Here is a 15,267-nt window from a genome sequence, read left to right as displayed (position 1 = left end):
AAAAGATTGCAGGGTCTATTTCGTGTCAAATCTGGTAACGCCGTCCCAATCCGGGCCGGGCGGGTGGGCGCGGTACAGCGCGATACGGTCGAGATAAAGCCGGTACAGGACGCACTCCTGGTCCGCCAGCAAGCCGGCCAGGATGGCTTGCGCGCCGCTCCACTGCTGCGCGCGCACCAGCGCCAGCGCCTCGTGCCAGGCGGCGAGCCGGGTCGCGGCGGCGGCGTCCAGGGCAACAGCATGGCCGAGCGGCTCGAAAATCGCCACCGGTTCGAGCTTGCCCTTGACCCGCACCAGATCGAGTTCGCGCCACGCGAATTCGGGTGCGGCCAGGCGGGTTGCGGCGCCGGCCACGATGGCGGCGCCGTACACCTTGGTGAGCCCTTCCAGGCGCGCGCCCAGGTTGACCGCGTCGCCCATGACCGTGTAGGCGCGGCGGATGGCCGAGCCCATGTCGCCAACGTGCATCTGGCCGCTGTTGATGCCGATGCCGATGGCCAGCGGCGGCCAGCCGCGCGCGCGGAACATGGTGTCCAGGCGCGCCGCGCTGGCCTGCATCAGCAGCGCGCTGGCGACGGCGCGGCTGGCATGGTCGGCAAAGGCCAGCGGCGCGCCCCAGAAGGCCATGACGGCGTCGCCGATGTATTTGTCGAGGGTGCCGCGATGGCTGTCGCGGATGTCTTCCGACATCGCCGTCAGATACAGGTTGATGTATTCGCGCAGCGCGGCCGGGGTGAGCTGCTCGGCGATGCCGGTAAACCCGCGCACGTCGGCGAACAGCACGGTCAGCTCGCGCGTGGCGCCTTCCATCGTGTAGTGGCCGGGATTGTCGGCCATGTCGGCCACCAGCTCGGGGGCCACGTATTCGCCGAACAGCGACACCAGCGCCTGCCCCTTGCGCACCTCGAACACGTAGCCGACAGCCAGGTTCATCACGAACAGCGCCACGATCAGGAGCACCGGCACGGCGGCGTTGAGCACCATGCCGGCCTGGTGGTACAGCAGCAGGTTCAGGCCGAGGGCGGCGCCCAGCGCCAGGGTGGCCAGCGCCACCGCCCTGAGCGGCGACAGCGGCGCCAGCGCGAGCGAGAGCACCAGTCCGAACGCGAGCACCAGCACCGTTTCGAGCAGGTAGGCTTCGGCGGGACGGGCCTTGAAGTCGTTGTCGAGGATCGACTTGAGCAGGTTGGCATGCACCTCGACCCCCGGGTACTCCGGATTGACCGGGGTCACGCGCAGGTCGTTGATGCCGGGCGCAGTGGAGCCGACCAGCACCAGCGCGCCCTTCAGATGCGCCGGCGGCGCGGCGCCGGAGAGCACATCGGCCGCCGGCACGTAGCGAAAGGCGCCGCCGGACGGCCCGCCGCGCCCGCGATACTGCACGTACGTGGTCAGCCCCTCGCCCACCGGAATGCGCAACTGGCCCTGCGGCAGGAACAGCGAAATCCGCGCCGCGCTGCCGCTGTTCTTCTGGGCCTGCGAGAGCTGGTCGACGGTGGTATCGAAATACGGCGCGATGGCGCGCGCCTTCAGGTACACCGCCGCCGTGGCCAGCGACAGCGAGGGATAATACGCGTCGCCGATGCGCTGCAACAGGATCGAGGAGCGGATCACGCCGTCGGCATCGGTGAAGGCGGTAAAGATGCCGGCGCCGGCGGCGGCCTGCTGCAGGCGCGCGAGATTGGCTTCATAGCCGCTGGCGCTGTAGGCCAGCAGCTCGCGCCCGTTGAGGCTCTCGAGCGTGAACGCGGGCGCCGGCAGCACGCCCTTGCGCAGCTTTTCCGACACATTGTAGCCAAGCACCACCGGCTGCCCGCGCAGGGCGTCGGCCAGCAGGCCGTCGTAGTCCATGCCGGCCTTCAGGGCGGCCAGCTGCTCCTTCAGGCCCGCTACCCGGTCCAGCTCCTGGTGCGCCAGCCGTTCCAGCACCGCGTAGCCGGACGAGGTGTCCGGCTCGGGAAAGGAGATGTCGAAGCCGACCGCGCCCACCTCGTAGTGGCGCGTGAGCTGGGTGACCAGCCTGGCCTGGATGTCGCGGCTCCACGGAAAACGCCCGACCGCCGCCAGGCTCTTTTCGTCGATATCGACGATCACGATGCGCGGGTCCAGGCGCGGCGCTTCGATGCGCATGCGCAGGCCGGCCAGGAAACCGTCCATGCGCTCGATGGCGTCGCTGTGCAGGTAGCCCAGGGTGCCCAGCGCCGCCGCCACGGTCAATCCGATTCCGAGCAGCCAGCGCCCCCAATACCTGCGCAGCAGGCGGGCGGCGCGTTTCATGCGCGGTAGCCGGGAATGGTGCTTTCGTCGACGCTGTCGATCTGGCGCTTGTCCATGTTCTCGTGCGCGAAGGTGAGATAGACTTTGCTGCGCACGAAAATATCGAACAGGTCCGGATCGACATGGCCGTTGCACGCCATCTTCCCGAGGATGTGCAGCGATTCGGAGAGCAGCTTGCCCTTTTTGTACGGCCGGTCGCGCGCGGTGAGCGCCTCGAAAATATCGGCAATGGCCATCACCCGCGCCGGCACCGACATCTGGGCGCCGGTCAGGCCGCGCGGATAGCCCTTGCCGTCCATCCGTTCATGGTGGCCGCCGGCGTATTCGGGCACGTTGCGCAGGTGCTCGGGCCAGGGCAGCGATTCGAGCATGCGCACGGAGACGTCGATATGGTTGTTGATGGTCTTGCGTTCCTGCGCCGTGAGGGTGCCGAAGCGGATGGTCAGGTTCAGTACTTCATCGTCGTCGAGGAAGTCGCTCTCGCCCCCATCGGGCCCGCGCCAGCGGCGCCGGGCGATCCGGCGCACCCGATCCTGATCGGCCTCGGGCATGTTTTCGACGCCGACGTTGGCGCGCCGCAGGAACGCGCGGTCGTCGAGCAGCGCGGCGCGCACGCGCGCATGCCCGGCCTCGATGACGGCGTGGTCGGCGCCCGGTTCGCAGCGCGCGCGCAGGGCGTCGATCTCGGCGTCGCGCAGCAGCACTTCGAAGCGCGTGTCGATCAGGCCGATGCGGTCGACGATGGTTTCGAGCTTGGTGGCCTTGTCGACCACGTGCACCGGGGTCGTGATCTTGCCGCAGTCGTGCAGCAGGCTGGCCAGCCACAGCTCCTTGCGGTCGGCGTCGCTCAGGTGGAACTCGGCCATCGGGCCGTCGGCGGTCTCGTGCACCGCTTCGGCCAGCATCATCGTCAGCTTCGGCACCAGCTGGCAATGGCGGCCGGTATGCGGCGACTTTTCATCGATGCCGATGTTAATCAGGTCGATCAGGCCTTCGAGCAGTTCTTCGAGCTGGCGCACCAGCTGCTGGTTGGTGATGGCCACCGAGGCCTGCGACGCCAGCGCTTCGATGAAACGCTGGTCGGTGGCGGAAAAGGCGCCGATCGTGCCGCGCCCGGCGGGGCGCGCGTTAATCAGTTGCAGCACCCCCACCAGGGTGCCGTGGTGATCCTTCATCGGCACCGTCAGGAACGATTGCGAATGGTAGCCGTAGGCGGCGTCGAAGCTGCGCATGCCCGAAAAGTTGAATATGCCGTCCTGGTAGACATCGGCGATATTGACCGAGTGCCCGGAGTGCGCCGCATAGGCGGCCACCGCGCTCACGTTCGGGGCGCCGGCGGCGTCGTACAAGGGCACCGCTTCCATGCCGATCTCGCGCCCGCTGGCGCCGCCCTGGTACAGGCCGAGCGTTTCGTTGATCGAAATGTGGAATCGCAGGCTGGTGCGGTCGGCATTCGGCAGGTACAGGGTGCCGCCGTCGGCGCCGGTCATGTTGCGCGCCACATGCAGGATGCGGTCGAGCACATAGCCGGTGTCCGGATTGCCAAGCGCTACGCCAACCTCGGTAAGCAACTCGAGGCGCTGGGCAATTTGAATGGGATTTAATACTCGCATGATGGTTCAGCGGCCTTGCGGGACGTCCTACGGAAGCCGACACACCCTTTCTGTAGAGTAACTTCCCATAGTGTAGCGCCACTTGCGAGTACTGTACATCGGCACGCGAAAAGCGTGGGCAAAAGGGCACGAAAGCGGGCGCGGCAAGGAGTCGGGGCCAAATTTTGCCGCCGTTTTGGGGGCAAAACCGCTATGATCGACCGTAATTGCAACACTGACGATTCCAGCCATGAGAGTAACAACATGAAAGTGCGCTTCTGGGGAGTGCGCGGCTCGATTCCCTCGCCGGGGCCGCGCACGGCGCGCTATGGCGGCAACACCACCTGCATCGAAGTGCGCAGCGACGACGGCACCCTGATCATCCTCGACGGCGGCACCGGCATTTTCGCGCTGGCCCAGCACCTGCTCACGCGCCTGCCCGTGCATGCGAACATCTTCATCACGCACAGCCACTGGGACCATATCCACGGCCTGCCGTTCTTTACGCCGCTGTTCATCCCGACCAGCCGGGTGTGCCTGCACGGCGCGCGCGACGAGGCGACCGGCCAGGGCATCGAGCATGTGATGGGGGTGCAGCTGCAGAACAGCTATTTTCCGGTCGGCGAAGCGCAGATGGCGGCCACCATCGAATACCGCACGCTGGAGGTGGGCGTGGCGGTGGCCGTGGGCGACGCCATGGTCGACAACGTGGTCATGAACCATCCGGTGACCAATCTGGGCTACCGCATCAGCTGCAACGGCAAGTCGGTGTTCTTCACGGGCGACCATGAGCCTTTTTACAATCCGTACCCGGAACACGACGAGGGCCATGCGCCCTACCAGGCCTATATGGCGCAGCGCCAGCACGCCATCGACCGCGCCATGGACAGGGTGGACGCGCTGATCGTGGACTGCTCGTACACGGGCGACGAATATCCGTCCAAGCGCGGCTGGGGGCACGGCACCTTCGACGCGGCGCTGGCGACGGCGGTACGGGTCGGCGCCGGTACCCTGTACTGCACCCACCACGAACCGACCCGCGGCGACGACGAACTCGAAGCGGTGTTCGCCGAGGCGCTCAGGCGCCACGGGCCGCTGCCGGCCGGGCTGCGCGTGGTGCTGGCGTACGAAGGACTTGAAGTGGAGTTGCCCTGACGGTGCACCCGGGCTGCCGCATCGTTGCGGGCGTCGCGCGATGAATCCGGATGCTGATCCGGCAATGTTCTTGCCGGCATGGCACAATCGCCGTTCACTTATCCACCGTCACGGCCATGTACTCCTCCACCTTCATTTTCGGCACCAAAGATCTCGACGACGAATTTCATCAGCTCGACAAAACCATCGCCGAGGCCGCCAAGGCGCTGCCCGGCTACCTCGGTGAAGAGGCGTGGGAAAACCGCGCGACCGGCCTGTTTTCGAATGTGTATTACTGGGAAAGCCTGGAAGCGCTGCAGGCCTTGATGCAGCATCCGGCGCATTTGCAGGCCAAGGCGGCGCAGGCCAGGTGGCTGGACGGTTATCATGTGGTGATCGCGGAAGTGATACGCACGTACGGCAATGCGGAGCTCGGGCACCGGGTGAACGTTCCGGCCATTCATTCTTGAACGCATTCAATGACAGAAGGGGACCTCGAAAAACCGTAGCGAGCGGCGCAAGTTTCGTCCGAGAAACGCAACCGTACGAAAGTACGGTGAGCATCGCAGGGCGAAAATTGCGCCGCGCAGTAGGTTTTTCGAGGTTCCCAGAAGTTTCAGCGCCAACTTAGCCGCCGTTTGACATCGATGCCGCCACGGCGCTACTCTATCGATCCGGCCCGTTCATCCGCTGCGGCGATGTGACTCCCATGCTCCAGGCACCGCCTTTTCCGATCCGCATCGAATGTCCGCCTGGCGCCTGCGTGTGCCAGCGCGATGCGCTGCTGGCAGACCCGGCCGGGGACACCCGCATCCTGCGCCTGACCCGCGACGAAGAAAAGAAGCTGCTCGCGCACATCGACGGCATTGCCAGCTACGCCGAACTGAACAAGCTGGCCGAACGCCTGCGCAGCCAGCTCGGCGTGGTCTTGCGCATTACCCCCAGCAACAACGAGGTGCGCAGCGCGCGCGGGCTGAGCATTGTGCTGGACGAGCTGCCGGGCCTGTGCCGCAAGACCCGTCAGGCGGTCCCGAGCGCCATCCGGCGCTCGCTCGAGCGGCATCCGGACATCATCTACGCCATCCTCGACGCGCACGACTTGCTCGGCCCCGGCTGACCCCGCAAAGCGATTCCGGTTCCGTCCGCACGCCTGAGCGAGGTCAAGCGCGGCGTGCGGGAATGTCCACATCATGTGACTTTCCTCCACCGCCATGACGGGATCGCGCATGCAGCCGCACACCAAATACGACGCGCTGGTTCGGGACGGACTCGTGTCCGCCGCCGCGCTCGACCAGGCGCACCACGCGGCGCATGCGGCGCTGCTCGACATCGAAGAGGTGCTGGTGAAGGACTTGCATCTCTCGCCGGAGGCCATCGGCAACGCGCTGGCCTGCCACTTCGGGGTGCCGTACGCGCCTTTCCTGCCCGGCCGCGTCAAGCCGCTTGTGCTGCTCAAGAACCTCAAGGCCCAATACGTCGACGACAACCAGTGGCTGCCGCTCGACGAAGACAAGGACGGCCTGCTGGTGCTCGCGCTCGACCCGGAGCGGGTGCGCGCCAGCCGCATCGTCAACCAGGTCTTCCCCAGGTCCAGCGTCACCTGGTGCGTCACCACGCGCGCCGAATTCCGGCGCACGGTCGACCAGTTCTTCGGCACTACCGCGCGCAGCGACGGCAGCTCGCTGCGCGAGGTCTTGTCCAGCATGAGGCACGACGAGAGCGGCAGCGAGGATGCGCAGCCGCTCTCGCAGGCGGTCGAAAATGAACTGGTCAAGCTGGTCAACAAGATGATCATGGATGCCTGGCGCCAGGGCGCGTCCGACATCCACATCGAGCCGCTGCCCGGCAGCGGGCGCACCGCGATCCGCTTTCGCAAGGATGGCGCGCTCTCACCCTACATCGACATCCCGGCCGGCTACCGCAACGCCCTCGCCGCCCGCGTGAAGATCATGTGCGACCTCGATACGTCCGAGCGGCGCAGGCCGCAGGACGGCAAGATCAGGTTCAGCAAGTACGGCCCGCTCGACATCGAACTGCGCGTGGCGACCATTCCCTCGGCCGGCGGGGTGGAAGACATCGTCATGCGCATCCTGCCGGCCGGCGACGCCATGCCGCTCGACCAGCTCGGCGTGCTGCCGCATAACCTGGCGCGCCTGCTGGCGGCGATCGGCAAGCCGCATGGGCTGTTCTTCGTGTGCGGCCCGACCGGGTCCGGCAAGACCACCACCCTGCACTCCCTGCTGGCGCACCTGAACACGCCCGACACCAAGATCTGGACCGCCGAGGACCCGGTCGAGATCACCCAGAAAGGGCTGCGCCAGGTGCAGGTCAACCGCAAGGCGGGGCTCGATTTTGCGACCGTGATGCGGGCCTTTCTGCGGGCCGACCCGGATGTGATCATGGTCGGCGAAATGCGCGACCGCGAAACCGTCGGCATCGGCATCGAAGCCTCGCTGACCGGGCACCTGGTGCTGGCCACGCTGCACACCAACAGCGCGCCGGAGTCGATCGTGCGCCTGCTCGATATGGGCATGGACCCGTTCAACTTCGCCGACGCGCTGCTCGGCGTGCTGGCGCAGCGCCTGGCCCGGCGCCTGTGCGGCGCCTGCAAGGAAGCGTACCAGGCGGGCGAGGAAGAGATGGCGCAGCTGCTGGCCGAATACTGCGCCGAACTGCCCCGCCCAAGCGCGGCATCCGGGGCGCTGCTGGCCGCCTGGCGCGCGCGTCATGCCGACGCCGATGGCCGCTTCACCCTGTACCGCGCGCGCGGCTGCGCCGCCTGCAATGGCGGCTACCGGGGCCGCATCGGCCTGCACGAACTGATGATCGGGTCCGACGCCATCAAGCGCCTGCTGCAGGAGCGCAGCCGGGTCGCGATCCTGCTCGCCGCCGCCCTCGACGAAGGCATGCTGACCCTGAAAATGGATGGCATCGAGAAGGTCTTGCTGGGCCTGACCGACCTGCGCACGGTGCGCCAGGTGTGCATTCGCTAGCGCAGGTATCGGCCAGGCGAAAAAAAACCGCCGGTCAAGAGCGGCGGTTTTCTGGCCGGGCGCGTGCCTTCGCTTACATGATGTGGGTACCGATCCACCAGGCCACCGCCGCCATGAAGGCCGACGCCGGAATCGTGAAGATCCAGGCCCACACGATATTGCCTGCCACGCCCCAGCGCACCGCCGACATCTTCTGCGACGATCCGACGCCGACGATGGCGCCGGTGATGGTGTGGGTGGTCGAGACGGGAATACCGTAAAGGCTCGACAGCAGCAAGGTGATCGCGCCGCCGGTTTCGGCGCAGAAGCCGCCCACCGGTTTGAGCTTGGTGATCTTCTGGCCCATGGTCTTGACGATGCGCCAGCCGCCGAACAGCGTACCGAAACTGATCGCCGCGTAGCACGAGATGATGACCCAGCTCGGTGGCGCCGCGTCGGCCGGGTTGGTGTAGCCGCTGGCGATGAGCAGCATCCAGATGATGCCCATGGTCTTTTGCGCGTCGTTGCCGCCGTGGCCCAGGCTATACGCCGCGGCCGATGCCAGCTGCAGGCGGCGGAACCAGGTATCGACCTTGCGCGGCGTCGACTTGACGAACACCCACGCCACAATGAGCATGATGATCGAGCCCAGTGCGAAGCCGAGCAGCGGCGCGACCACGATGAAGATGACGGTCTTGAGCAGGCCGGCGCCGATCAGCGCGCCGGTGCCCGACTTGGCCACCGCGGCGCCGACCAGGCCGCCGATCAGCGCGTGCGAGGAGGACGAGGGAATGCCGTAGTACCAGGTGATCAGGTTCCAGACGATGGCCCCCACCAGGGCCCCGAAAATGACGTAATGGTCCACCACCTTGGGGTCGATGGTGCCCTTGCTCAGGGTGGTGGCCACGTGCAGGCCGACCACGCCAATGGCGATGAAGTTGAACACGGCGGCCATGGCCACCGCGGTCTGCGGCTTGAGCACGCCCGTCGACACGACGGTCGCAATCGCGTTGGCCGCATCGTGGAAGCCGTTCATGAAGTCGAACAGCAGCGCCAGGGCGATCAACAGGCCGAGCACGTAAATGCTGATTTGAATATGTTCCATGCTCTTGCCGCTTACGCGTTCTCGACGATGATGCCTTCGATGATGTTGGCAACATCTTCGCAGCGGTCGGTGACGGTTTCGAGGATCTCGTAGATGGCCTTGAGCTTGATCAGGTTGCGCACGTCCGGTTCATCGCGGAACAGTTTCGACATGGCGGCGCGCATGACATGGTCGGCGTCGGATTCGAGGCGGTCGATCTCTTCGCAGATGGCGACGATCTTTTGCGAGTTGTCCATGTTGTGCAAGAGGCCGACGGCCTGCTCGACTTTTTCGCAGCAGGCCAGGCACAGTTCGGCCAGGCGCTTCGCTTCCGGCGTGACCGCCTTGAGGTCGTACAGCGAGACCGTCTGCGCCGCGTCTTCCATCAGGTCGAGGATGTCGTCCATGCGCGTGATCAGCTTGTGGATGTCGTCGCGGTCGATCGGGGTGATGAAGGTCTTGTGCAGCATGTCGACTGTGGCGTAAGTGATCTTGTCGGCTTGCTTTTCGATGCTTTCAATCGCGTGGACGCGGTTTTCGAGGTCGTCGAAGTTGGTCATCAGGCCGACCATTTCATGCGCGCCCTTCACGCACAGTGCAGCGTGCTGGTTGAAGAGCTCAAAAAATTTGCCCTCGGTGGGCATCAGGCGTCCGAACATGGTTTCTCCGTTAAAGCGCGTTAAAGCGTGATTGATACTGCGTGATACTGCTTGAGAGCGCCGCTCGTGGCGGCGCCGTAATGGATTAGTCGCCCTGGTAGACCGCCAGGTTACCGCTGTAGTTACCGAACTTGGTGTACTGGCCGATCCACGTCAGGCGTATCGAGCCGATCGGACCGTTACGCTGCTTGCCGATGATGATCTCCGCGGTGCCCTTGTCGGGCGAATCCGGGTTGTAGACCTCATCGCGATACAGGAAGATGATGACGTCGGCATCCTGCTCGATCGCGCCCGATTCGCGCAAGTCGGACATGATGGGGCGTTTGTTGGGGCGTTGTTCCAGCGAGCGGTTCAGCTGGGACAGGGCGATCACGGGACAGTGCAGCTCTTTCGCCAGGCCCTTGAGGCTTCGCGAAATCTCCGAAATCTCGGAGGCGCGGTTGTCGCCCGGCTGGCTGCCGGTCATGAGCTGGATGTAGTCGATGATGATCAGGCCAAGCTTGCCGCACTGGCGCGACAGGCGCCGCGAACGCGCGCGCAGCTCGATCGGATTGAGCGCCGGGGTCTCGTCGATGTACAGCTGGGCGTCGTTCATTTTCTGGATCGCGTGCGTCAGGCGCGGCCAGTCTTCGTCGTTCAGGCGGCCGGTGCGCAGGCGGTGCTGGTCGAGCTGGCCGACCGAGCCGAGCATACGCATGGCCAGCTGGGTGCCGCCCATCTCCATCGAGAAGATCGCGACCGGCAGGCCGGCTTCGATGGCGACGTTCTCGCCGATGTTGACCGAGAACGCGGTCTTGCCCATCGACGGACGGCCGGCCACGATCACCAGGTCGCCCGGCTGCAGGCCGGAGGTCATGCGATCGAGGTCGATGAAGCCGGTCGGCACGCCGGTGATTTCGCTCTGGTTGTCGCGGCTGTAGAGTTCATCGATGCGCTCGACCACCTGGGTGAGCAGCGGCTGTACCGCGATCCAGCCCTGCGAGCCGCGCGCGCCCTGTTCGGCGATGGCGAAGATCTTGGACTCGGCTTCGTCGAGCATCTGCTTGACTTCCTTGCCCTGCGGGTTGAACGCGTTGCCCGAGATTTCGTCGGCCACGGTGATCAGTTTGCGCAGCACGCCGCGGTCGCGCACGATCTCGGCGTAGCGCCGGATGTTGGCCGCCGACGGCGTGTTCTGCGCCATCGCGTTCAGGTACTGCAGGCCGCCCACATCGTCGGCCTTGGCGATGTTCGACAGCGCCTCGAACACGGTGATCACGTCGGCCGGTTTCGACTGGTTGATCAGCTTGACGATCTGCTCGAAGATGATGCGGTGATCGTAACGGTAGAAGTCGTCGGCATGCATCATGTCGGCAATGCGGTCGAACGCGGCGTTATCGCGCAGCAAACCACCGATCACAGATTGTTCTGCTTCGATGGAATGGGGCGGGATGCGGAGTGCGTCGAGCTGCGGATCGGATGGTGCGTTCATGGCGCGAATTATACCTGCTTCGGGTCAACCGGCTGACATAATTGGGGAGATTCGGGCGTAAAAAAAGCCGGGAAGACCCGGCTTTTTTCGTAGTTGCCTTGCAAGCATCATGCCTGCAAGGCAACTATGTGACACGAAGTCACTGAGCGTACTTAAGCAGCTTCGCCAACAACAGCGATCGTGATCTCGACCACGACGTCGGTGTGCAGAGCAACTGCGACAGCGTGTTCGCCGGTCGTTTTCAGCGGGCCGGTAGGCATGCGTACTTGCGCTTTTTCTACAGCGAAGCCAGCTTTCGTCAGCGCTTCAGCGATGTCGAAGTTGGTGACGGAACCGAACAGACGGCCATCGACGCCCGCTTTTTGAGCGATCGAGATGGTCATGCCGCCCAGCTTCTCGCCTTGAGCCTGGGAAGCGGCCAGCTTGGCAGCTGCTGCTTTTTCCAGTTCGGCGCGCTTGACTTCGAATTCGGCGACAGCCGAGGCGGTAGCACGGCGAGCCATGCGTTGCGGGATCAGAAAGTTACGTGCGTAACCGTCTTTGACTTTAACAACATCGCCCAGGTTGCCGACGTTAACAACTTTTTCCAACAGAATGATTTGCATAGAGTTCTCCAGTTTATCCGCAGCGATTAAGCGTGGTGCAGATCGGTGTATGGCAGCAGCGCGAGGTAGCGGGCGCGCTTGATTGCGGTGTCAACCTGGCGCTGGTAGTGCGCTTTGGTACCGGTCAGGCGTGCTGGCATGATCTTGCCGTTTTCCTGGACGAAGTCTTTCAGGGTGTCTACGTCTTTGTAGTCGACCTGTTCAACGTTTGCTGCGGTGAAGCGGCAGAATTTCTTACGCTTGAACAGTGGGTTCTGTTGTTTGCGCTTTTCTTTAAGCTTGAGCTTGTTCTTGTCGAATTTTTTACCGAATGCCATTTGAGGCTCCTGTATCTAAAAATGTGCTGACGCCTCAGGCGGCGGCACAGAAATCAATGATGTGAAACACCAGGCTTTTGCTGCTGCGGTTCTTCTTGGCCAAAAATCCCGTGAACTGATGGACGGCACCCAATTCGGCCTGGCTGAATCGTCCCGAAATCTCGCCCGCGGCGAGCGCGGTGATTTCGAATTCGACCAACCTGGCGCCCCCTGCTTCCATCTGCTGCGAACTGTGCATCAGTGTGGCGGTCACGATGGGCACGCCGGCCGGGGTGTAGCGCAATACGTCGCGCTCGCAAATCTGGGCTACGAACTGGAGTTGATTCACCGAGGTGAGGTCAAGCCGCGTTCAGGGTTTTTGTTCAACAATTACGCTGCTGCGGCTGGAGCTGGCGCTGGCGCGGCTGCAGGAGCAGGCGCTTCAGTGCGGTGGCTCTTGGCTGCGTCTTCACGTTGTACCGATTTCATCATCGGCGACGGCGCGGTTTCAGCCTTCTTCATCTTAACGGTGAGGTGACGCAGCACGGCATCATTGAATTTGAACGCGGTTTCGAGTTCCACGAGGGTCTCGTTGTCGCATTCGATGTTCAGGCAGATGTAGTGCGCTTTTGGCAGCTTCTGGATCGAGTAAGCCATCTGACGACGGCCCCAGTCTTCAACACGGTGAACCGAACCGCCGCGCGTGGTTACGCTGGCTTTGTAGCGTTCGATCATCGCCGGGACTTGCTCGCTTTGGTCCGGGTGGACGATAAAAACGATTTCATAATGACGCATGCATAACTCCTTAGGGACGTTTAAACAAATGCCCACCTCGGCGTCAAGACGAGTGTGGGAAGGGAAAGCCGGCGATTATAGCGTGAAATGGAGCAACAAACAAGGAGGCTGTGAGTGGGCTGTGCGATTGGGCGTGATTTATGGCACGAAGCCTTGGTCGAGCAGTTGATCCTCACTGTAAGGCAACTCGGATGGGAATGTCCTCGGGGGAAGGTGCGCTTCCCTTGCCGCAGCCAGAACAGCTTGCCGGTAACGGCGCCTGGCAAGCGCCGGAATGCCCTGCGCAAGGCTGGGACTGTCTTGCAGCAGCTCGCCAATCTCGTCACGCTGGTGGGCAAGCGTATTTAGCCAGCTGGTCGACTTGAGCGCTGGCTGAAATTCGCATTTGAGGAGATGGATCATCACCACCTTCAAGCGGCTGCCTAGTTCCCTCCGGTCACGGCCGATCATGCCTTCAAGCCCCTCTACAAGATGGTCGATATCAAGCTGCTCGAACTGCTTCGCGCGCAACAGGCTCACCTGCCGCTCGGCCCAACGGACAAAGTCTTGCTCGCAATCAGCAAGCGGTACTTGGAGTCGATCCATGACTTACCTCCTCTGGTCTCGGTTTTTGAGTAACGGTGTTTGATTTCGCGACGGAACCCCATCCTGCAATCGCGGATAGTTGTTGGACAGCCCCTGTCGCAAATAATTCCCCATTCTGTTAATTAACCCTTGCATTGCGCGAAATACTGTACAAAAATACAGTCTGTCCATATACACAGTCCCGCACATCGATGATCAAGCTCACACCACGGCAAGAACAAATCCTCAACCTGATCAAGGATGCGATCGAGAACACGGGCTTTCCTCCGACCCGTGCCGAGATCGCCAATGAACTGGGCTTCAAGTCGGCCAACGCGGCCGAGGAGCACCTGCAGGCGCTCGCGCGCAAGGGCGCCATCGAAATTTCACCGGGCACCTCGCGCGGCATCCGCCTGATCGGCGCCAGCGTCGACGCCATTCCCATGCCGCCGCCGAACCTGCTCATGTCGCTGCCGCTGGTCGGGCGCGTGGCCGCCGGTTCGCCCATCCTGGCGCAGGAACATGTGGAGGCAACCTACAGCGTGGACCCGGCGATGTTCTCGTCGCGGCCCGATTTCCTGCTCAAGGTGCGTGGCTGGTCGATGCGCGATGCCGGCATCATGGATGGCGACCTGCTGGCCGTCAAAAAGGTCGACAGCGCCAAGAATGGCCAGATCGTGGTGGCCCGCATCGGTGACGATGTCACCGTCAAGCGCTACAAAAAGACCGGCTCGCTGATCGAACTGCTCCCGGAGAACCCGGACTTCAAGGTCATCCACGTCGATCCGGCGACCGACGAGTTTGCGCTCGAAGGCCTGGCGGTGGGGTTGATGCGCAGCTGGAACTAAGCCGCGCCTGTAGTGCCTAAGTAAGTGCACATACATTCTTGTCATTTCCAGCTTCCATAAGCGGCGCCTTGCTGCGTTGCCCACCGCTAGCAGTGCTCGCACTGCGTCGCGGCGTGCGCCGTGCCAGGCATCCGCTTCTGTTCGCTATAAATGACAATAATTTCTGTACGCTTACTTAGTCGCCCTTGCGCGGCGCGGTGGCGGCCGCATCGGTGACGATGCGGTTGTGTTCCTTGATGTAGGCGTCGGTGGCGCTACGCCAGGCGCCGAAGTCGGCCAGCACCAGCTTGGCCGAGACCTTGGCGTTTTCGGCGATGCCGGCATACACGCCTTCCAGGTGCACGCGCGACTGCTCGGTTTCGTCCTTGGTCAGCAAGTCGGCGATGTCCTTGGGAATGCGCTTGGTCAGCGGGCTCGATTCGTTCAGGTTGCGCACGAAGGCGTTGTAACAATCCTGCCACGCGGCGACCTTGGCCGACACGCTCTCGATTTCATCGTTCTGCTTCGACATGGCCGGAATGCGCGGCGCCGGACAGCGGAACTGGCCCGCGCTGAGCTCGGCGCCATCGTATTTGCCGATCCAGTAATCGAGCTCGGCGCGGCGCGTGTCGCGCTTTTTCATCATCTCGAGCGAGGCGGCGGCGGTCTTGTTGCCCTTGGCTGCGGCCTTCTTGAACCAGGCTTCGGCCTTGGCCAGGTCGACCGTGCCCGCCTCGCCATAAAAATACATCTCGCCCATATGCAACTGGGCTTCGGCATTGCCGGTATTGGCCAGCTTGGTATAGAGCTGCAGCGCTTGCGGATAAGACTTTTTCGCGAACAGGGCGTTGGCGTCGGCCAGCTCGTCCGCGTGCGCCACGCCGCTCAGCATCAATGCCAGGCAGAACAGGGTTTTCTTCATTGCAGGTCTCACGATGGGGTGTCCGGATGCGCATCATAACCGGATTGGCCCGGCTCGACAGAGGTGCCG

General features: G+C 63.5%; 16 protein-coding genes. 5 read left to right on the top strand and 11 right to left on the bottom strand.

Translation table 11 applies throughout. From position 1 onward, the window contains the following. Window positions 1-15: 15 nt before the first annotated feature. Window positions 16-2,277, bottom strand: a complete 2,262-nt coding sequence (locus tag F2P45_RS06125; RefSeq protein ID WP_166871475.1) for a CHASE2 domain-containing protein — start codon at window positions 2,275-2,277, stop codon at window positions 16-18. Then, entirely contained in the window at window positions 2,274-3,890 is a 1,617-nt protein-coding gene (locus tag F2P45_RS06120) for an HD family phosphohydrolase (protein WP_166871474.1), read from the bottom strand. Before F2P45_RS06120 ends, F2P45_RS06125 begins: the two co-directional genes overlap by 4 nt. A 243-nt stretch (window positions 3,891-4,133) precedes the next feature. Between F2P45_RS06120 and F2P45_RS06115 the strand changes: the two genes are divergently transcribed. From F2P45_RS06115 to F2P45_RS06100, 4 genes are all read left to right on the top strand, one after another. Continuing rightward, window positions 4,134-5,024, top strand: a complete 891-nt coding sequence (locus F2P45_RS06115) for an MBL fold metallo-hydrolase (protein ID WP_166871472.1) — start codon at window positions 4,134-4,136, stop codon at window positions 5,022-5,024. Window positions 5,025-5,140: 116 nt separating this feature from the next. Continuing rightward, on the top strand, window positions 5,141-5,473 hold the full coding sequence (locus F2P45_RS06110; protein ID WP_166871470.1) for an antibiotic biosynthesis monooxygenase family protein: 333 nt from the start codon (window positions 5,141-5,143) through the stop codon (window positions 5,471-5,473). A 239-nt stretch (window positions 5,474-5,712) separates the two neighbouring features. Beyond that, window positions 5,713-6,120: a hypothetical protein gene (locus tag F2P45_RS06105; protein ID WP_166871468.1), complete on the top strand. Its 408-nt coding sequence runs from the start codon at window positions 5,713-5,715 to the stop codon at window positions 6,118-6,120. A 109-nt stretch (window positions 6,121-6,229) separates the two neighbouring features. Then, window positions 6,230-7,996, top strand: coding sequence for a GspE/PulE family protein (locus tag F2P45_RS06100; protein ID WP_229504936.1), 1,767 nt, complete (start codon window positions 6,230-6,232; stop codon window positions 7,994-7,996). A 73-nt stretch (window positions 7,997-8,069) separates the two neighbouring features. Here the strand turns inward: F2P45_RS06100 and F2P45_RS06095 are convergent, their stop codons facing one another. The 8 genes from F2P45_RS06095 to F2P45_RS06060 form a co-directional block, all read right to left on the bottom strand. Beyond that, window positions 8,070-9,080, bottom strand: coding sequence for an inorganic phosphate transporter (locus F2P45_RS06095; protein ID WP_166871464.1), 1,011 nt, complete (start codon window positions 9,078-9,080; stop codon window positions 8,070-8,072). A gap of 11 nt (window positions 9,081-9,091) precedes the next feature. Next, window positions 9,092-9,718: a DUF47 domain-containing protein gene (locus F2P45_RS06090; protein WP_166871462.1), complete on the bottom strand. Its 627-nt coding sequence runs from the start codon at window positions 9,716-9,718 to the stop codon at window positions 9,092-9,094. A gap of 85 nt (window positions 9,719-9,803) precedes the next feature. Beyond that, a complete protein-coding gene (locus tag F2P45_RS06085) occupies window positions 9,804-11,189 on the bottom strand; it encodes a replicative DNA helicase (protein WP_166871460.1) in 1,386 nt (461 codons plus the stop codon). A gap of 152 nt (window positions 11,190-11,341) precedes the next feature. After that, entirely contained in the window at window positions 11,342-11,794 is a 453-nt protein-coding gene (gene rplI / locus F2P45_RS06080) for a 50S ribosomal protein L9 (protein ID WP_126074165.1), read from the bottom strand. A 26-nt stretch (window positions 11,795-11,820) separates the two neighbouring features. Continuing rightward, complete coding sequence (gene rpsR / locus F2P45_RS06075) at window positions 11,821-12,111, bottom strand: 30S ribosomal protein S18 (RefSeq protein WP_008450941.1); 291 nt, start codon at window positions 12,109-12,111, stop codon at window positions 11,821-11,823. Between the two features lie 34 nt (window positions 12,112-12,145). Continuing rightward, a complete protein-coding gene (priB, locus tag F2P45_RS06070; RefSeq protein ID WP_166871458.1) occupies window positions 12,146-12,439 on the bottom strand; it encodes a primosomal replication protein N in 294 nt (97 codons plus the stop codon). Window positions 12,440-12,480: 41 nt separating this feature from the next. Further along, the gene (rpsF, locus tag F2P45_RS06065; protein WP_054263949.1) at window positions 12,481-12,885 is read right to left on the bottom strand and encodes a 30S ribosomal protein S6; all 405 of its coding nucleotides are present in this window, start codon (window positions 12,883-12,885) and stop codon (window positions 12,481-12,483) included. A gap of 138 nt (window positions 12,886-13,023) precedes the next feature. Then, complete coding sequence (locus F2P45_RS06060) at window positions 13,024-13,470, bottom strand: DUF29 domain-containing protein (RefSeq protein WP_166871456.1); 447 nt, start codon at window positions 13,468-13,470, stop codon at window positions 13,024-13,026. 191 nt (window positions 13,471-13,661) lie between these two features. On the opposite strand from F2P45_RS06060, the gene lexA reads away from it, so the two are divergent. Beyond that, window positions 13,662-14,297, top strand: a complete 636-nt coding sequence (gene lexA, locus F2P45_RS06055; RefSeq protein WP_166871454.1) for a transcriptional repressor LexA — start codon at window positions 13,662-13,664, stop codon at window positions 14,295-14,297. Between the two features lie 175 nt (window positions 14,298-14,472). Here the strand turns inward: lexA and F2P45_RS06050 are convergent, their stop codons facing one another. Continuing rightward, complete coding sequence (locus tag F2P45_RS06050; RefSeq protein ID WP_166871452.1) at window positions 14,473-15,198, bottom strand: tetratricopeptide repeat protein; 726 nt, start codon at window positions 15,196-15,198, stop codon at window positions 14,473-14,475. Between the last annotated feature and the right edge of the window lie 69 nt (window positions 15,199-15,267).

This window comes from Massilia mucilaginosa, assembly GCF_011682145.1.
Taxonomy (GTDB): Bacteria; Pseudomonadota; Gammaproteobacteria; order Burkholderiales; family Burkholderiaceae_D; genus Telluria_A; species Telluria_A mucilaginosa.
This window is presented reverse-complemented; position numbering and strand designations above follow the sequence as displayed.